At 36.9% G+C, this 18,294-nt stretch carries 19 protein-coding genes and 1 pseudogene; 11 read left to right on the top strand and 9 right to left on the bottom strand.

Annotated elements, in window-relative coordinates; genetic code table 11:
- Positions 1–16 precede the first annotated feature (16 nt).
- Both ectA and PVK62_RS01445 read right to left on the bottom strand, forming a co-directional pair.
- Positions 17–550, bottom strand: a complete 534-nt coding sequence (ectA, locus tag PVK62_RS01450; RefSeq protein ID WP_274442822.1) for a diaminobutyrate acetyltransferase — start codon at positions 548–550, stop codon at positions 17–19.
- Positions 551–1,023: 473 nt separating this feature from the next.
- On the bottom strand, positions 1,024–1,908 hold the full coding sequence (locus tag PVK62_RS01445; protein WP_274442823.1) for a LysR family transcriptional regulator: 885 nt from the start codon (positions 1,906–1,908) through the stop codon (positions 1,024–1,026).
- Between the two features lie 148 nt (positions 1,909–2,056).
- Here PVK62_RS01445 and PVK62_RS01440 point away from each other — a divergent pair, with 148 nt between their 5' ends.
- Positions 2,057–2,743 (top strand): cation transporter, encoded by a 687-nt coding sequence (locus PVK62_RS01440; protein WP_274442824.1) that lies wholly within the window; start codon positions 2,057–2,059, stop codon positions 2,741–2,743.
- Here the strand turns inward: PVK62_RS01440 and PVK62_RS01435 are convergent.
- On the bottom strand, positions 2,724–3,167 hold the full coding sequence (locus PVK62_RS01435) for an Lrp/AsnC family transcriptional regulator (protein ID WP_274442825.1): 444 nt from the start codon (positions 3,165–3,167) through the stop codon (positions 2,724–2,726). The genes PVK62_RS01440 and PVK62_RS01435 overlap by 20 nt on opposite strands.
- Positions 3,168–3,275: 108 nt before the next feature.
- Here PVK62_RS01435 and PVK62_RS01430 point away from each other — a divergent pair, with 108 nt between their 5' ends.
- Both PVK62_RS01430 and PVK62_RS01425 read left to right on the top strand, forming a co-directional pair.
- On the top strand, positions 3,276–3,863 hold the full coding sequence (locus PVK62_RS01430) for a LysE family translocator (RefSeq protein ID WP_274442826.1): 588 nt from the start codon (positions 3,276–3,278) through the stop codon (positions 3,861–3,863).
- 90 nt (positions 3,864–3,953) lie between these two features.
- Positions 3,954–4,811 carry a TPR end-of-group domain-containing protein gene (locus PVK62_RS01425; RefSeq protein ID WP_274442827.1) on the top strand — a complete coding sequence of 286 codons (858 nt, stop codon included), beginning with the start codon at positions 3,954–3,956 and terminating at the stop codon, positions 4,809–4,811.
- An 11-nt stretch (positions 4,812–4,822) separates the two neighbouring features.
- Here the strand turns inward: PVK62_RS01425 and PVK62_RS17680 are convergent.
- A pseudogene (locus tag PVK62_RS17680) lies at positions 4,823–5,042 on the bottom strand (LysR substrate-binding domain-containing protein); the annotation flags it as partial.
- A gap of 101 nt (positions 5,043–5,143) precedes the next feature.
- Here PVK62_RS17680 and PVK62_RS01420 point away from each other — a divergent pair.
- Both PVK62_RS01420 and PVK62_RS01415 read left to right on the top strand, forming a co-directional pair.
- Positions 5,144–5,665, top strand: coding sequence for an NADPH-dependent FMN reductase (locus PVK62_RS01420; protein ID WP_274442828.1), 522 nt, complete (start codon positions 5,144–5,146; stop codon positions 5,663–5,665).
- Between the two features lie 238 nt (positions 5,666–5,903).
- Entirely contained in the window at positions 5,904–7,508 is a 1,605-nt protein-coding gene (locus PVK62_RS01415; protein ID WP_274442829.1) for a mechanosensitive ion channel family protein, read from the top strand.
- Positions 7,509–7,568: 60 nt separating this feature from the next.
- Here the strand turns inward: PVK62_RS01415 and PVK62_RS01410 are convergent, their stop codons facing one another.
- A complete protein-coding gene (locus tag PVK62_RS01410) occupies positions 7,569–7,784 on the bottom strand; it encodes a hypothetical protein (protein ID WP_274442830.1) in 216 nt (71 codons plus the stop codon).
- Between the two features lie 421 nt (positions 7,785–8,205).
- Between PVK62_RS01410 and cspE the strand changes: the two genes are divergently transcribed.
- Together cspE and PVK62_RS01400 are read left to right on the top strand one after the other, a co-directional pair.
- Positions 8,206–8,415: a transcription antiterminator/RNA stability regulator CspE gene (cspE, locus tag PVK62_RS01405; RefSeq protein WP_012552262.1), complete on the top strand. Its 210-nt coding sequence runs from the start codon at positions 8,206–8,208 to the stop codon at positions 8,413–8,415.
- A 290-nt stretch (positions 8,416–8,705) separates the two neighbouring features.
- A complete protein-coding gene (locus tag PVK62_RS01400) occupies positions 8,706–8,915 on the top strand; it encodes a hypothetical protein (RefSeq protein WP_274442831.1) in 210 nt (69 codons plus the stop codon).
- A gap of 377 nt (positions 8,916–9,292) precedes the next feature.
- On the opposite strand, the gene PVK62_RS01395 is transcribed toward PVK62_RS01400, so the two are convergent.
- Both PVK62_RS01395 and PVK62_RS01390 read right to left on the bottom strand, forming a co-directional pair.
- Positions 9,293–10,432 carry a conjugal transfer protein TraF gene (locus tag PVK62_RS01395; protein WP_274442832.1) on the bottom strand — a complete coding sequence of 380 codons (1,140 nt, stop codon included), beginning with the start codon at positions 10,430–10,432 and terminating at the stop codon, positions 9,293–9,295.
- Positions 10,433–10,887: 455 nt separating this feature from the next.
- Positions 10,888–11,775 carry a LysR family transcriptional regulator gene (locus tag PVK62_RS01390; RefSeq protein WP_274442833.1) on the bottom strand — a complete coding sequence of 296 codons (888 nt, stop codon included), beginning with the start codon at positions 11,773–11,775 and terminating at the stop codon, positions 10,888–10,890.
- 171 nt (positions 11,776–11,946) lie between these two features.
- Between PVK62_RS01390 and PVK62_RS01385 the strand changes: the two genes are divergently transcribed.
- A complete protein-coding gene (locus PVK62_RS01385; RefSeq protein WP_274442834.1) occupies positions 11,947–12,117 on the top strand; it encodes a hypothetical protein in 171 nt (56 codons plus the stop codon).
- A 28-nt stretch (positions 12,118–12,145) separates the two neighbouring features.
- Here the strand turns inward: PVK62_RS01385 and PVK62_RS01380 are convergent, their stop codons facing one another.
- Positions 12,146–14,032 (bottom strand): methyl-accepting chemotaxis protein, encoded by a 1,887-nt coding sequence (locus PVK62_RS01380; RefSeq protein ID WP_274442835.1) that lies wholly within the window; start codon positions 14,030–14,032, stop codon positions 12,146–12,148.
- A gap of 250 nt (positions 14,033–14,282) precedes the next feature.
- On the opposite strand from PVK62_RS01380, the gene yddG reads away from it, so the two are divergent.
- From yddG to PVK62_RS01365, 3 genes are all read left to right on the top strand, one after another.
- Positions 14,283–15,170, top strand: a complete 888-nt coding sequence (gene yddG, locus PVK62_RS01375; protein ID WP_274442836.1) for an aromatic amino acid DMT transporter YddG — start codon at positions 14,283–14,285, stop codon at positions 15,168–15,170.
- 52 nt (positions 15,171–15,222) lie between these two features.
- Positions 15,223–16,296 carry an AI-2E family transporter gene (locus PVK62_RS01370; RefSeq protein ID WP_274442837.1) on the top strand — a complete coding sequence of 358 codons (1,074 nt, stop codon included), beginning with the start codon at positions 15,223–15,225 and terminating at the stop codon, positions 16,294–16,296.
- Between the two features lie 145 nt (positions 16,297–16,441).
- Positions 16,442–17,068 carry a PGAP1-like alpha/beta domain-containing protein gene (locus tag PVK62_RS01365; RefSeq protein WP_274442838.1) on the top strand — a complete coding sequence of 209 codons (627 nt, stop codon included), beginning with the start codon at positions 16,442–16,444 and terminating at the stop codon, positions 17,066–17,068.
- A gap of 50 nt (positions 17,069–17,118) precedes the next feature.
- Here the strand turns inward: PVK62_RS01365 and PVK62_RS01360 are convergent, their stop codons facing one another.
- The gene (locus PVK62_RS01360; protein WP_274442839.1) at positions 17,119–17,976 is read right to left on the bottom strand and encodes a PA4780 family RIO1-like protein kinase; all 858 of its coding nucleotides are present in this window, start codon (positions 17,974–17,976) and stop codon (positions 17,119–17,121) included.
- Positions 17,977–18,294 lie beyond the last annotated feature (318 nt).

The following is an 18,294-nucleotide window of genomic DNA, read 5'->3' as shown; positions in this document are numbered from 1 at the left end:
GTTTATGATTCCTATTTTATTTTAGAGCGATACGATACAAATATTCAGTATCGTGTTTGCCTTTGAAATGGGCTTCTTTGTCTAGAAACGTGGTTACCTCACCTTGGTCACCGTGTTCGGCATCTAGCTTTTTAAATAGCGACCATGAAGCGGTATTGGCTTTGGTGATGGTTGTTTCTACGAATTCGGTGTGTTTGATGTTTTTACGCTGTAAAAGCTCATTTAGCATTGAGTAAGCTAAACCTTTACCTCGGTAGCGAGGAGAGACAGCGACTTGCCAGATGAATAATGTTTTTGGGTCATCAGGCTTATGGTAACCAGAGATAAAACCAGCAAGGTTGCCGTCTTTCTCTGCTAAAACACAGGTCTTACTGAAATGGGTAGATTGAAGGAAATTACAGTATGAAGAGTTGATATCAAGAGGGGGACACTCGGTGATCAATGTGTAAACATCGTCACCGTCTGTCCTTGATGGCTCTCTAAATGTCCATTTTTTGCTGGGTTCAATATCCATGCTTGAACACAAGATTCTGGGCGCTGCAATCGTCATATGTAAATACATATCCTTTGTACTCTAATTAAATTCCTTTTTATTATTGACATTTTCAGAGGCGTAAAGGCAAGTGAATCACAAAAAAAGTGTATTTATTAGTCGTTTAATGCGACATTGATCTCGTTTCTATGTTTTTATTTGGTTAGTGTTCTATGTGTTTTTTGTTGGGTGAAATAGATCAATTTGATGTTTTTTATAAAAAAATAGCCCATTCTAGTGGGCTATTTATCGTGTTTTATTACTAAATATTGTATTTGCTCAATCGAGTGCCGAATAAATTAACGCAAGACAACAGGCTTTTATAGATATCGAAAATCAATCAGAACAAGTAGAAGGCATGGTTGATGGAGATGAGGTTTGAATGCTCATTATGATCCATGTATCTAGGTATTAAAGATGTATGTTCTCTGAAAAACTCAGCTGAGCTTGAGAATTACGGCTAATTTACTTTTTATTGAGTAATATAACCGTTATTCAGACACTTCGAGTAAATAATCTTCAACTTGTTCAGATAGCCAGTCAATAATAACGCCGCGAGGCATGTTACTTTTTGTCATTTCAGCAAAAGATTGCCAATTCATTGCTCGATTATGCTTTAACACTTTTAAAGTACCATCACGTAAGTGTTCATTAATTAATAAAGCTGGCACAGAAGACCATCCTGTTTTATCTAATACTGCATTTCGTAGATGTTCATAAAAAGTCAAAGCAATGTACTTACTTGATTTAGGTTCAGTCACCATTAATTCATCTTCATCAATGTAGTTCATTATGATTTCAGTATTACTTTCTAAATCGGTTCTACTGACTTTTCTTAGTTGGCTTAATGGATGATCTTTATGCGCAACAGACATTAGGCGGATCTGCCCTAATTCATTTTGTTGAACATGCATCAGTTCATTATTTATAGGCAGTAAACCATAAGCGACATCAACAATATTTTGCTCTACCATTTCTTCCAATTCAGGGGATGGAGCAACATAAATTGAAATACTTGTGCTTGGAAATTTACGACTCATTTTGCCCAAGATCTGACGCCAAATAGTCTCAGGTAAAGCATCGTCACGCACAATTCGAATGGTTGATGCAACCCCATGGTTATATTGAAAGCATTTATTCTCGATGTCATTACTGATGAGAGAGATTCGTTGAAAGTCATGAACTAAAGACTCCCCAATTTCCGTAGGAGTAATTCGATTACCAGTACGGTTTAGCAGAGTAACGCCTAATTCATCCTCGAGAGTATTGAGGGCTGCGCTGACAGTAGTTCGACTTTTTTGAAGCTTACGTGACGCTTCTGCAATTGACCCAAATTCAACAGCATATAAGAACATCTCAATTTGACTGGTTTTCATTATGTATACCCGATAAAGAGAATAATAAAGGATGAAGAATGAATGGCGACGAAAAACTCGACGCTGACTGATTATCCTATCACCAATTTTAGATATATGATGCGTGGTATAAATAAAAAAGACGAAAAATAAGTCGATGGAGAACAAAATGTCATATTCAATTAAGAAAGAAAGGCAATTATTATTGGCCTCAACGTTTTCAGCGCTGTTGTTTGCCATGATAGGAATTATATTAGGTACACTTATCCATTCATTAGTTATTGTGTTTGATGGTGTTTATTCATTAGTTAGTTTATTTTTAACATTATTGTCATTAGGTGCGGTGTTCTACATTCGAAAAGAAGAGGTAGCGAAAAATATTAAGCGCGTTAAGGTAATTGAGTCTACTGTGATTTTAGTTAAAGGGATCGCAATTACCTTAATGTGTGTACTTTCATTTATTGCTGCAGTTCAAGCAATCATGCAAGGTGGTCGCGAAGTAAATACTGGTATCGCATTGGCTTTTGGTGTGTTTAGCATGATTGGTTGTTATGGCAGCTATTGGTTAATGAAAACTCAAGGTAAAGAGGTTAATTCAGCATTAATCGATGCAGAAGCAAAGCAATGGTTAATGGATACCGTTATTAGTGCTGCCGTTTTTGTGGGCTTTATGATTGCGAAAATATTATTACTAACATCACTCGCGCATTATGCTCAATTAGCCGATCCAATCATGGTGGTATTAGCTTCAATTTATTTCATCATCGTACCTGTAAAAATGGTTATTAATTCAATAAAAGAGTTACATGAATTAAAGAACCCTTCACTGATGAGCGCTAAGTTCGTTCGTCCTTAGGGGAATCCATAACCACTAAGGTGCCGATTGAGTTGACCTGAGATATCTCTCCAAGTACGTTTGAATGAAACTGCTTATAAGATGAGAGGCTCTCAGTCTCAACACGTAATAGATATTCATTTGCTCCTGTAATATTGTGGCACTCTGTCACTTCTTTCGATTCCATTATCTGAGCTTCAAAATCTTTTTGTGATTGTTTACTGTGATTAGATAATCCAATCGTCACATACGCTACAAATCCCACTCCGCATTTATTTGGATTTAATACCGCCCGGTAGCCTTTAATTGTTTCATTTCGTTCTAATTCTTGTACACGTCTCAGTGTTGCTGATGGTGATAATCCAATACGGTCAGATAGCTCTACATTAGTGAGTCGCCCATTCCTTTTTAACTCTTGCAATATTCTCTCGTCAAACCTATCCATTGCGACTAATCCTTGCGTATTAATTTTATTTTAAACAAATATAGACAGAAAATTTACTCAGTCTCGCATTAAGATACAAGCAGAATTTATTTTTATAAGATGCTTATTATGGATTACACCTATTTACTTGCTTTAACCACATTTGCTTTTGTTGGCGCGTTTACGCCTGGTCCAAATAACATCATGTTGATGACTTCTGGAGCGAACGTTGGTTTTGTGAGAACGATTCCTCATATGCTGGGTGTGATCTTTGGTTTTGCGTTTATGCTGATATTAGTAGGATTTGGTTTAGTTCAAATTTTTCAGACCTATCCACAACTAGAGAAAGCATTACAAATTGTCAGTGCTGCCTATTTATTATATTTGGCGTATAAAATTGCGAGTAGTAAGCCTGTAGATAATATTAATGGCGATTATAAACCGATGTCGTTTTTACAAGCCGCGAGCTTCCAATGGATTAACCCCAAAGGATGGTCAATGGCGTTATCGGTAATGAGTATTTATGCGACCAGCGCTGATATGTTTAGTGTGTTTCTAATCGCATTCGTGTTTATTTGTATTAATGTGCCTACCGTTAGTTTTTGGACAATTGCGGGTAAAGAGCTACAAAAAAGATTGAAAACACCAAAGCATTTGAAGTTTTTTAATTACAGCATGGCAGGGTTACTTGTCGGCTCTATGGTGATGGGTTTTTAATTGGTTTTCTTTGTTAATCGGGTGTTGCTGTCTTGGATGTGTTATCTTTATGTATATCACCTCTAACTACACGATTAACAAGGCTATTCTATGTATCGACATTTCTTTTTGCTTCTCATCACTCTTTTTACTTCATTGTCATTACAGGCAGAAGAAGTGACTTATTCAGAACAAGTGTATTTAGAACGTCCATTAATGGAACGTTATATTTTAGATGAACTAAAAGCTTTACGTATGGATCAACAAGATCTAGAGCGACGTTTAACGATACAAATTACCGATCGCGAGTTGACGGTTGCTGATAAATCATTAAATTATTCAAATACAACGGTAACGTACTTTTTTTATGTCATTGCGGCGGTTGCTTCTCTTATTGCGTTGATTGGATGGCAATCATTAAAAGAAATGAAGCAAAATACCAAAGAGATGGCAGATAAGCAGCTCAATAAAATTGCCCAAGATTATGAGAAAAAGTTTGTAGCATTAGAGCGAGATCTAAAACGTAAAACCCGAATTATCACTGAGAATAACCGTGAAATTGAAATTATCAATGAAGTTCATAACTTATGGTTGAGAGCTCAAAGTGTTCAAACACCTGAACAGAAAATGGATATTTATGATGAGATCCTAAAAGTAAGACCGGGTGATTTAGAAGCATTAACGTATAAAGCGGATGCGGCAATGGAGATGCGTGAATTTCATTGGGCATTGAATTTATGTAATCGTGTTTTAGAAGTGGATGATCAAAATGCACACGCATTATTTCAACGTGCGTGTGCGTATGCGCAATTAGGGGCTGAAGTGCAAGCCATTGATGACTTGCAACGTTCTATTGAGGCAAGTACGTCTATGCGTGAACTTGTATTAGAAGAGACAGACTTTGATCCATTAAGAGGTTTAGAGCGTTTCGAAACACTATTAGAAGAATATGCAAATAACGTATCTTAAATAGGTATCATTTATTCGCCAAGGTGCTCGAAAATAAAGTCTATAAAGCAACGTACCTTGGCTGACATGTGTTTACGACTAGGGTAAACCATGAAGATATCAATGGTTATTCAGAGTAATCAGCAAATAGCTCAACCAGTCTTCCTGTTTCTAATTCATCGGTTAAATGAAAGTGAGGGATGCGTGTTATCCCTTGCCCTGCCAAACTAACGCCATAAATGAATTGTTTGTGGATGAACTATAGTTATCCCATCGCAAACAAGAGCAATATATTTGAAAAGAGCAGGACATTTACTACTCTTTTTATTCAAACTGATTATGAAGGTATTCCTATGAAAATTTTAGCATTAGCAGCAAGCAGCAGTTCAACATCAATTAATAAACAATTAGCAACGTATGCAGCAGGTTTAGTGGCTGGTGCTGAAGTGGAAGCGTTAGACATTAATGATTATGAAATGCCTATTTTTAGTGAAGACAAAGAAAAAGAGTTAGGCCAACCTGAGCAAGCGAAAGCATTTTTCCAAAAAATTGGTGAAGCAGATGCCGTTGTTATTTCTTATGCTGAACACAATGGATCATATAGTGCAGCATTTAAAAATGTGTTTGATTGGACTTCTCGTGTCGATATGAAAGTCTACCAAGGCAAACCTGTAATCATGCTAGCTACGTCACCTGGTCCTGGTGGTGCCGCGACAGTACTTGCTGCTGCAACAGGCTCTGCGCCTTATTTTGCTGCAGAGGTTAAGGGCTCACTTTCTGTACCTAGTTTTTATGATAACTTTGATATAGAAAAAGGTGAGTTACGTAACGAAGAGTTGATTGCAGAACTAAAAACGATTATGTCGACACTATAAAATATCAGAGAAAGACGGAGGCGTATCCACTTTGTGGTTACGCCTTTTTTTATACAATAAATTTTCAGAGTAAAAACAAAAAAGTGAATATATAAAGTCAAATAGGCACCTTTTGCATCACAAACTATCAACAAATGAACAAGCTTTCATCATTCAATACTATTATTTGCAATTGTTATGAATGAGAATGGATAGGCATCAACTATTATATGGTCATGATTTATATAGGACGTTTTTTATGATTAAGAAGTATTTTACTGCTTTGTTATTAATGATGAGTATGATGGCTTCAGCCTACGCTCAATCAGTTGATAACATGGTTACGGTTCAACAAGAGTTAAAAGAAAGAGTGGTACAGTTATCTACCGCTGACCCAGCCGATAAATTGTTTTTCGAAGATGTATTACGTCGTAAAAATGACAAAACTCGAGCGGATATTGAATTACAGCTGCAAGAAAACCCAAGTGCTAAAGGACTTGATGGTGTTGTTCGTTCAGAAATGATCCTTATGGGGGAGCTATTAAAGCTAAGTCATCAAGATTTAGTTGAATTGACTAAAGCGGTTCGTAAAGCGAAAGGCGATGAGAAGGATGATTTAGAATTTGCCGCACAAAAACGTCTTGGCATCATGGATATGTATTATGAAGAAGCATTTAAAACATTATCATGGGGTGAAACACTAAATATTGATTTCACCAAAGAAAAAACAGCTATTTTAAAAGAGCTAACAAACCGTGCTGATTTATTGACAAATATTATTCATTATCTTGAATCACAAAAATCAGACATTGCGAAACGTATGCAATATGCGTCGGTAGAGAAGAAAGATCTGCTAACGCAAGATGCGACGAACTTAACTGAACGAGTTTCATTAATGATTGCGAGTTTAGAAGTAACTACTACATTAATGGAACAAAATAATATCGATATTACAGAGTATAAACAGTTTATCTTCTCTGTAACTGGTGATATCAATAGTGATGTATTAGATATTAGTGTTGCGTATGGTTTAACAGAAGAGTGGGTTACTCGTTTTAAAGATTGGGCGGTAGAGAATGCGCCATCTATTATTGTTAAATTAGTTATTTTCTCGCTTATTCTTTGGATGACAAGTTTCCTTTCTCGACTTGCTAAAACAGCAATTAAGAAAAGTGTGTCTCATTCTAAAATGAAGTTCAGTAAGTTAATGCAGGAGTTCTTTGTGTCTATGGGCTCAAAGTTCATCATGATGATCGGTATCTTGATTGCGTTATCTCAAATTGGCATTAATTTGGGTCCACTGTTAACTGGTTTTGGTGTTGCAGGTGTGGTTATTGGTTTTGCATTAAAAGACACACTATCTAACTTTGCATCTGGTATGATGATTTTGATTTATCGTCCATTTGACGTGGGTGATTTGGTGGATCTTGGTGGTATCGTAGGTAAAGTTAATCGTATGAATCTTGTATCTACTACAATCAAAACAGTAGATAATCAGAATTTAATTTTCCCAAACAATAAGATTTGGGGTGATGTGATTAAGAACGTAACAATCGAAACTGAGCGTCGTGTAGACATGGTATTTGGTATTGGTTATCAAGATGATATTGAAAAAGCAAAAGCCATTTTTACTGATATCCTAGAAAGTCACCCATTGGTACTAAAAACACCAGAATCTATAGTGAAACTGCATACATTAAACGAATCGTCAGTGGACTTTATTGTTCGTCCTTGGGTTAAAACAGATGATTACTGGAATGTATATTGGGAAGTTACAGAAACGGTTAAGAAACGTTTTGATGCTGAAGGTGTAAGTATTCCATTCCCACAACGCGATGTTCATGTTTATAAGCACGATGCATAAACATATAGTGAAGTAGAAGTAACAAAAAAGAGTGGCCAAACGGTCACTCTTTTTTTTGCATTAATTTATGTCATCTTCAGATTTTATTATTATCGGTGTTGGTTTTTTGAATTTCTTAACGATAAATGAAATAACAAAACAGATAGCACCAACAATAAGGGCTGAGCGTAAAATAGTGAAGCTATCATGCTCTAATTGCTGAATATGAGGACCGACAGAGGCAAATAAGCGCAAGCTGAAAAAGGCGAGTAAAATAAATGGGACAATTTTTTTCATGCGTTAATGCTCCGCTCAATGAGATGATGATGTTTAACTAATGAAGTTATCATAACTAAAGCGGAGCATAATTTAATCGTTTTTATCGGTAATGTTAGATTACGATTTTGTTCAAGCTTCTTAAATCACCTCCTTAAAGGGGAGGTGGTGTAATCATAAGGTACTGATGTGATTCTGAGCGCTCGGCAATAATCAAAATAGTTGAAGAAAATTCTTTACAATCTTCTGCACTAAGGTATTATTCATCTCGCTCTGTTGCTCAGAGTTGTTAATGAACATCAAGTAAAGTAAGCCTTAGTATTTCTTCGTAATGTCGTTATTCTCAGTGTTTCCCTTAGCTTTGTCGTCACATTTAATAATTCAAGCTCTAAGCGCATCGCATTATGCGATTTTTTATGAATTTAAATATAAGGGACATTACATGTCTAAAACAACTGGTATCGTTAAATGGTTTAACGAAGAGAAAGGTTTCGGTTTTATCACTCAAGATAACGGCGGCGCTGACGTATTCGTACATTTCCGTGCTATCGCTTCAGAGGGTTTCAAAACTCTTGCTGAAGGCCAAAAAGTTTCTTTTGAAGTTGAGCAAGGCCAAAAAGGCCCTCAAGCTGCTAACGTTGTAGCTGCTTAATTTCAAATAAGTTGCGCAGGTGGTATTCGTACCATTTGCGCTGCTTTTAAATGCTTTATTAATACTCGATTTAGTTCTACTTTGTAAGATATCAACATTTCAAACATCCTCTCCTGTTTCGTACTTGTCTAAAAATCTCTTAGTTACTTCTACCATCTTAGTTTTAATCCAATCATTTTCTGTAACATAAATTCTATTACTCTATTTAAATAATTTTTAGCCTAGCTATTAGCTTTATATCAGGTCTAAAATTAACAAAATTTCTTATTTATAAAATCCAAAGGTATTTAATGAACGTAAATTTTACTATTTTCAAAAATAATGTTTCATGGGACGCTCTAATTCACCAATTAAACAGTGATGTTTTATTACGTAACATACTAATGAAAGGCGAGTTAGACTCGTTTGATATTGATTTTTCATATTGTGAAGAGACAGGTAAAGGCAGTATTACCAATAGTCATAATCAGTGCATTGGTGATTTTTCAATTGCGTTTTAATTAGTTATCACAATATTCCGGTATAGTGCTAATTGAACACAGGGATTTACTCCATTTAACCCTAATCTCGACTCTATTCCAATGTATTTGGCTATGATTTTTACTAGAAAGCCAACAGAAACCGAAATAACAATTATATTAATATTATCCTCTTCTAAAAGTTAGGTATCGTGACACCGACAGTTACTAAAGCCTTGTTGCATAAAACAAGAGTTAAATATTTCTTGGTAGTTTTAGTTATTTTTTATATCAGTAATGTTTCGGTGTGGAATGATAAAGTGATGGGACAGAAGTTTCGATAGGGTATGTAAGTTTTTATAAAATAAAGAGCCCTACCGAAGAATGCGTAGGGATATAATTTAGTAGTAATTAATTTGCTAGAAAGTAAAGGCTAAATTTCCTGATATACCAAATTGGTTATCACCTGCATATGAGCCTGCGAAGTCTAAACTTACGACATCAAATGGGCTAATACCAATTCCCGCAGTTATTGAATTTTCGAGGGTATCCTCTAAGTCAATTTCGTAACCTGCACGTAATTGAGCCCAACCCCACGCATTTGCTTCGACACCAAGGCGAATAAATTGTGTATCATCATCTAGTTTGGTAAATCGTGTTTGTTTTGTTAGATCTGCATCAAGTGCGACAGTAAATAATTCCGCAGCATAAGCAAGGCCTAACGTTGCTTGAGTATTTAACTCATATGTGTCTTTCATTCCATTATATTCAGCGTCAATCTCCTGAGAAATTACGTCTTTAATTGCCAGTGCTGCACGGAAATTATTTTTATACCAAACGGCACCTAGATCGAAGTTGAATGCATTTTTTGTGATTTCACTTTGATCATAATCTTCTAAATCAAACTCAGCGACAGAAACCTGTTGTGCGTAGGTTGTCATTTGCTGAAATTTTGGCGTAACACCAAATGAGAAGCGTTCTTCAGCAATTGTAAATTCTTTTGCAATCGCTAAACCAAATTCAGCATAACCAAATGCCATCATATCGACAGTAGAGTTGGTGTAGCGATCTTGCACATTACTATCATTTGTGATTGTTGGTGCGGCAATAATTTCAGTATAGCCACGGCCGTATAAATTGGTAGCAATCGCTTTTGTTGGTAGAGCAACAGCAAACCCTAAGCCTGCTGTTACTGTTAGCGGCTTATTATTGTTTAATTGGTTAAGATAGCCATTCAGTTCATCTTCCATTCCTGCGGGGGAGCCAGAATTTTCGTATTTTTCAATGGCACTTTGTAAATCATCAATAGTTGTTAATGTATCGTCAGTATCACGAGCGCTTGCATTGAAAGCGGGAAGCAAGAGTCCGAAGTCATCATTATCCTTAAAGCTTGCTGCTAATGCTGGGTTATAAAATGGGGCAACGAGGTAATCGGCAGTTGCAACGCCGGTATTGCCCATGGCGTTTCCGCGAGCATCAGCAACTTGATTTGCTGCTAATAGGTGGTTACTGAATAAAATAGAGCTAACACTTAAGGAAAGCAGAGTTAATTTTTTCATTTTATTTAAGAATCCATTTCAGAGTAGAGTTGTACATAATTAGTGATTATTAATCATAAGTTTGACTATTTTTTAAAGGGAAAAGTGTGATGTAGTTCTCTTTTTTGAGTCTAAAGTATAAAGAGTTGTTTATTCTCTATAAATTGTTTATGTGAATAACTGTTATTTGAATCATAAAAAGAAAGTAAAAATACGTAATACTTTTAAATATTCGTGATCTCGATCCTAGCAAAGAGATCCACACTACTATAAATTGAAAGGTCATTGAGATTTATGACAGCAGCTCAAAGATGAGCGAGTGATTAAAGGATGTATTTTATGAAAAGAACAAGAAAAGCCCAATTGCAACGTGCGCGAATTCAATATTGGAAAGACACTGCAAAAGACACGGCTAAAAAGTGGTAAAAATAGAAAACTCCTGATGATCAGGAGTTTTTTGGTTTTAGGGCTTTCATTTATACTAATGTTTCTTTAAGTTTTTTAATCAGAGTCTGGTATCTATTTGGTAAATCTCTATTTCTCTTTTGAACTAAAAACAAACTCTCTAAAACGGGATTTGTTGGTTGATGTATATGTAAATCCTGTTTATAGGGAAAGGCATCAATCGCACTTTGTGGAAGAACCGTAAATCCAACGCCTTGTGCAATAGGAAGTAAAATCTGGCTTAATTGATTAATATAACTGGTTATTGGTATTTCATTCACATTACCTTTTGCTAGGGCTACATCTTGGCAAAGATCAAAATAAAGTGACAGATAATGTTCTGCATCGGGGTGCTTTATTAATCCTAATGCCAGTAAGGCATCCCAAGTTATGCTCGTGTTTTTATAGTGTTTCGGTAACACTAAACAGAGAGACTCTTTACTCACTTCTTCACTACGAAATAGGGTTGGCGTTGGTTGATGAGTAACAATGCCAATATCAATATACCCTCGTTGGATCTCATCTAATATTTTACTGTTTGGCGCAGCCTCAACATGAGTCACTAAATTGGGGTGGCTCTTTTGTAGATTGATAAATTCTGGATATAGGGATAAAGCTAACGCCCCTGAGCAGGCAAACTTACACAATCCTTTATATGGGTCATCAAAACTTAACGCTTCAACTAGGGTAGCTGCATCGAGTTGCTGCTGGTGTGCATAATTGTATACTAGGCGACCTTGTTCGGTGAGCTCGACGCTTTTCCCCTCTCGCTTTAATAAATCATAGCCACATGCCAGTTCTAGTTTTTTAATGTGCTGACTGACCCCTGGCTGAGTCATAAAGAGTTTTTCTGCAGTCTGAGTAAAATGGCCGATATCAACCAAAGTACAAAAGGTATTAAGCCAAAGAGGATTAAGCATAAATCACCAAGAAAATGAGACCAAAAATAGATAACAAAAGATTATTAGATTGAGAATAATTGATAATTTCTTGTTTGATAAGGGGGTGGTGCGATTTATTTCACCTATGAGGTGATGACTTTTTGTTTTAGGTTATTTACACTCGCCGAAAATAGTTAAGAGGAATAAAAAATGGACTGTCCAAGTTGTGAAGAACATATTGGCTGGGAGTGGGTTGAAGAAGAAGCTATTGAGCCTAATGAGATTTTTGAGTGCCCTGAGTGTGAAGAATCGCTACGCTATCTGATCGATGAAGGGACGTATTTAGGCCCTCAATATAAAACGGTAGAAGTGGTGAGTTAAACATCACTCCTACTATTTAGTGTGGTTATTATGAAAGTTTAAAGGTAGCTACTTTTAAACTTAAATTAACGGCTTGCTCTTTTAGTGAATGGGATTGAGCTAAACTATCTGTTGAATCGATAACAAGTAGGTCTGTCACATCTTTAATGGATGTGACATTTTGAGTTATCTCACCAGTTACGTGAGTTTGTTCTTCAGCCGCTGTCGCAATTTGAGTTGCCATGTCGCTGATTAAAGTAACTGACGAGCTAATTTCTTCGAGCGCTAGTGTTGCTTTATCTACATCTTCTACAGAGCTATTTGCTAGCTCAGAGCTACTTTTCATCAAGTTAACTGCACGACTTGTTGTTTGTTGAAGGATATCAATTGTCGATTTAATCTCTTCAGTTGACGTGTGAGTACGTTGTGATAACACGCGAACCTCATCAGCAACAACAGCAAAGCCGCGCCCTTGCTCTCCTGCTCGTGCTGCTTCAATTGCAGCATTTAGTGCTAATAAATTTGTTTGTTCAGCGATACCTTGAATCGTTGCCAATACGGTATTGATCTCTTGAGAGTGCTGCTGAAGTTCACTGATTACCATACCTGCTTCATTAACTTCATTTGCTAGGTTATTGATTGATGCTTTTGTTTCAATAACAAGAGAATGACCTTTTTGGGTGCTGCTTGATGAGTGTTGTGCCGCTTCTGCCGTTTGTTCGGCGTGAGACGCAATTTCATGCGTGGCTGATGCCATTTCAGTTACAGCGGTAGCAACCATGGTAATTTCTTGTTGTTGAAGATTAAGCTCTTTAACTGAATTATTTACACGGTTAGTACTTTGTTCTGAATCTTCTGTTAACTGTTGAGATTGCTGACGAATATGCTGAATAAGCTGTTGTAAGCTTTCCATAAAGGTATTGAAGTTATTCGCTAGTTCACCTACTTCGTCTTTATTTTCAACATGGATTCGTTGAGTTAAATCACCACTGCCGTTTGCAATTTGTGCAAGTGCTTGAGATACATTGTTTAATGGGCGGAATAAGATATTACACAATAGATTGAATAATAACGTACAAATAATGACAACAATTGCGGTTACTAGAATTTGGCCTGATACAGCATCAAATAGAGGAGCAACGAGTGAGTCATAATTAATTACACTTACAGTAATTAAGCTTGTACCCTCAATTTTTTGAGCATACATAATGTACTTCTCACCATCTAATTCAATAGAGATGTCAGAGCTACTGTTTGTTGCTTGTTGAACTGTTGAAAAATCCAAACCTAAAGTTGAGACTGATTTATTCAGCAGCTTGGTATTTGGATGAGTAAAAATATTGCCTTTATTATTTGCAATAAACATGAATCCTTCACCTGGAATAATCACTTTTTCCATGCTATTTAGGATATCTGTGATCTCAACATCTGCACCAAGAACCACTTGTTGACCATGAAGGTTTAATGCTTTTCCTAAAGAAACAACATTTGCTCCTGTTGCTGCGGCAACGGTTGGATTGTCCATAAATACTTTTGAAGGAGCAGCAACTGCATTTGTGTACCACCCCCATTTTCTTGGGTCATCATTACCAGGTGGAAGGAGCACACCATTTGCATTAGCTTGAGAACCGTCTGGATAAGCGAGGAAGACATTATCAAATTTTGCAGAGTCACGAACTTGTTTTAAATGAACAACGATAGCATCCGCATTTGCTTCTTGAGGTAATGAGGTTAGTGCTCGTTCTTTAGATAAAACCCAATCCGTAACGTATTGATTATAAGATGCTGTTGTACTTTCTAAGCGTTGCTCTACTTCAGTATCTAAACGCCCTAAAGAAGCATTAAATGAAAGGGCTTCAACTAATACTCCCCCGAGTATAATTGCAGCGCTTGCGGAGATAGCAAGCTTGTTTTTAAGCGATAAATTTTTTAGCATGTTAGTTCCATATTTTTAGTTATGTAACGATTATTTAGTGAATAGTGATATTCAAGCGTTGTTATAATAATTTTAAGGTCCAAGATAAATTATCTCATAAATATCACATTGAAAATAAGAATGTAAATGTAAATGTAAATGTAAATGTAAATGTAAATGTAAGAGTTATTTAATTTTTATATATTAAAAGTGCCTTTTTATTTAAATGATAAAATAGCACTACTGTTTGTATTGTTAGGAAACACTTAAATTGAATACGTCATATAAATACACCGTAGCAGGGTGTGCTGCCATTTTATTATGGAGTTTAATTGTTGGGTTGATTCGTAATGTGACCGAGCAATTAGGACCGATTGGCGGTGCTGCAATGATATACAGTGTTGGTTCGCTGTTTTTAATGATTGTTATTGGGTTACCAAAACTTAGTTTGTTTTCACCGCGTTATTTACTGATTGGTGGTGGTCTATTTGTTAGTTATGAAATGTGTTTATCGTTAGCGCTTGGTATGGCAAACAGTCGTAATCAAGCGGTTGAGATGAGTATTATTAATTATTTATGGCCTTCATTGACAGTTCTTTTTGCTGTGCTTGCTAGTAATAAGCCCGTAAGTAAGGTGATTTACCCTGCAATACTCTTGTCTTTTTTTGGGGTGGTATGGACATTGAGTGGCGATGACGGCTTATCTACTTCTCAGCTAATGGCTAATGTGGCAACTAATCCTATTAGTTATATGTTGGCATTGACGGGCGCATTTCTTTGGGCGATTTATTGTAATGTCACTAAAAAACTAGCGAATGGTAAAAATGCAATTACGTGGTTTTTTATCGCAACGGCGGTGTCCTTGTGGTGCAAATATGCAACCAGTGATGAAGGTGCAATCGTCATGAGCTGTGATGCAATAATTGATTTATTACTGGCTGGAATAGTGATGGGTAGTGGTTATGCGTTATGGAATATCGGGATTATTGGTGGCAACATGGTACTGTTAGCAACGTTCTCATATTTTACACCTATTTTTTCTACGTTCTTTTCTGCGTGGATTCTAGACATTGATCTAACAATGCAGTTTTGGCAAGGGGTTATAATGGTGACATTAGCGTCATTAATATGTTGGTGGCTTACCCGAGAACAAAGGTAAATATAAGCGATACATAGTAAGTGAAGCCCTTTATTTGCAACAAGGAATGTTTATGAAAATCGAACACAATTTCTCCAACCAAGCTATTGATGCGTTTATTAAAATCAGCGCGCTTTCTGTTCTGGTCTTATGGTGCTTTTCTATTCTTAAGCCTTTTTTATTATTAATGGTGTGGGGCGGTATTATTGCGACGGCTCTTTACCCCATTGTTGCTTATCTTGGTAAAAAAACGCCAATCAGTGAAAGTAAGTTGAGCATACTCTTAACCATCATTGGTGTCGCATTGCTGCTTATTCCTTTAGTCGCACTATCTACGGGGATTTATACCAGTGGAACGGAGTTATTTTTAGGGTATCAGGATGGAACTATTGCGATACCAAAACCAAAAGAGAGCATGCAAGAGTGGCCAATTATTGGGCATGAGGCGTATTCGTTTATGTCTCTTGCGTCTTCAAATCTTGAAAGCCTGTTATTTAAGTACAGCGCAGAAGTCAAAGTCGTTGCGAGTAAGGCTGCTTCTTTAGTCGGCTCTCTTGGCGGTGGTTTTATTCAGTTTATTATCTCAACCATCATTGCGGGTGTTTTCATGGCAAATGCCGCTAAATGCGAGCGTGCCTTTATTCTTATTTCAAATCGCTTAACCGGAGAGCATGGTGAAGCGCTAACGAAATTATCAAAAATGACGGTGAGAAGTGTCGTTCAAGGGGTTATTGGTGTTGCCGTGATACAAACGGCCATGGCTGGACTTGGTATGGCCGTTATTGGCATTCCGGCGCCAGCTCTGGGGTTGTGGGTATTCTTAGTGCTTGTTTTTGCTATTATTCAATTACCACCGATTTTAGTGCTTTTACCTGTTATTTTTTATGTTTTTAGTGTTGATACCACTACATCGGGCGTGTTATTTGCTATTTGGTGTGTATTGGTGAGTAGCAGTGATGCAGTATTAAAACCAATATTATTGAGCCGTGGCTCTCATATACCAATGATCGTTATTTTGCTCGGGGCATTAGGTGGGATGGCGATGTCGGGTATCGTTGGGTTATTTGTAGGGGCGGTAGTTCTGAGTTTAACCTATCAATTACTAACAGTATGGCTAAATAGCGAAGCGAAAGGGGAAAATACGTAGTTCAGGGCTGTGGGTTAACCATATAGATTGATGAACACAGTTATGTATATGATTTATCGTTAATTGTAATAAATCATATTTATAGACTATGAGAACTATTTCCTCCTGATATAGTCTTATTAAGAGTTAATTTTTGGAGTAGATAATGGCGAACATAGTTGTATTGCATGGTTTATATATGCATGGTGTGGTAATGAAGCCTCTTGCGGAACGATTGAAAAAGAAGGGACATACCGTACAAATCATTAGCTATAATTCACTGCGTATTAATGAAATGGTACTGTTTAAACGCATTCATAGCTGTTTATCTGTATCTAAAAAAAATGTCGTTCTTGGACACAGTTTGGGTGGCATTTTAGCCGTGCATTTTGCTAACTATCATCAAGATATTAATACCCCTCTAGACGCCATTGTAACCATTGGTTCTCCACTTCAAGGGGCTTCTATTGCGAAAGAACTTCAAAGTAAAAAATTGGGTTTTATATTAGGAAGCTCGCAGGCACAGGGCTTGGTAGATATAGCTAAATTGACCGCTAATTGTCCTATTGGATCTATTGCAGGGACATTACCTATTGGGTTACGCCCGCCAATGATTCGAGATCACCAACCTTCAGATGGGACAGTGACGGTTCAAGAAACTTTACTTCCAGAGTTGACAGATCACTTGTGTTTAAACTATTCCCACACGAGTTTGCTTTATGCGACAGAAACAGCAAAGCAAGTGGATTACTTTATTGAGAATCATAAGTTTAAAAAGGAAGAAGAGGCATGAGAAAGTAGATAGTCCGTTATCTACCTCTATAATGTTCGATAAAGTATAGATTAATCCAATTCTTGATCTTCAAGTTGGCGTTCTTTTCGTAATCGAGCTTCTTCCATTACGGCGTTGATTTCAGCCATTAAGCCATCAATATCGGCATCTTTACCATCATCAATAAATACGCCCGTAAGCTTTGTATTTGGTGTTAATTCACCACTTTCATACAGTGCCCACATTTCTTTTGCGTATTCAGAGCCAAGCAGCTCTGGAGCGTATTGACCGTAGTACGTTGTCATGTTGTTTACATCACGCTCAAGCATCCATTTTGCATTGTTGTTTGCAGAAGCATCTACCGCTTGAGGTAAATCGATGATCACAGGACCAAGATGATCGACTAAGACGTTAAATTCAGATAAATCTCCATGCACAATCCCTACACATAACATACGAGTGACGTATTGGATCATTAATTCATGGTCACGCAGGGCTTGTTCTTTGGTTAATGTAATGTCGTTTAAACGAGGGGCTACAGAGCCCTCATCGTTGGTCACTAATTCCATTAAGAGAACACCATCAAAACAGCCATAAGGCGTCGGTACACGAACATCAGCTTCAGAGAGCTTGTATAGCGCATCAATTTCTGCGTTTTGCCATACCTTCTCTTGCTCGTCTCGTCCGAATTTAGAGCCTTTTTCCATTGCACGAGCTCGACGGCTATTCTTGACTTTTCGTCCTTCACGGTACGCTACCGCTTGTTTAAAGCTACGTTGTTCAATCTCTTTGTAGATTTTGGCACATTGAATATTATCGCCACTACGTACAATGTAGACCGAGGCTTCTTTACCACTCATTAATTGGGTTAGAACTTCATCTATTAAACCATCTTCAACTAATGGTAGTAATCTGTTTGGTATTTTCATTGCACCTCATATGAGCATAGATAGACGTCGCAACTTGTGACGTATTTTTGAGCTATGTATAAATTTATGTAGGGCATTATGCCTATATTTCTCTTGGTCACAAGTTTTGCTTGGTAGTTATTTATTATCTTGTTTGTGATCACACAGTGATTTCTTCTCATTCAGACATAATTTATAGACTACAGATCCGATCTAACACAAGTTTTGTAGCGGTTATTTCTGGTATGTTTTTATCTCTTTCGTAATCGCATAGCTTCTTTTTCTTAGATTGAGAATAGGCTAAGTCGCGATGTTAAATAGACATAAGGCAGTTAGAAG

The sequence above is a fragment of the Aliivibrio sp. S3MY1 genome, assembly GCF_028765575.1.
Lineage (GTDB): Bacteria > Pseudomonadota > Gammaproteobacteria > Enterobacterales > Vibrionaceae > Aliivibrio.
Note: the sequence above shows the minus strand (reverse complement) of the source record. Positions and strands in the feature narration are given on the sequence as shown.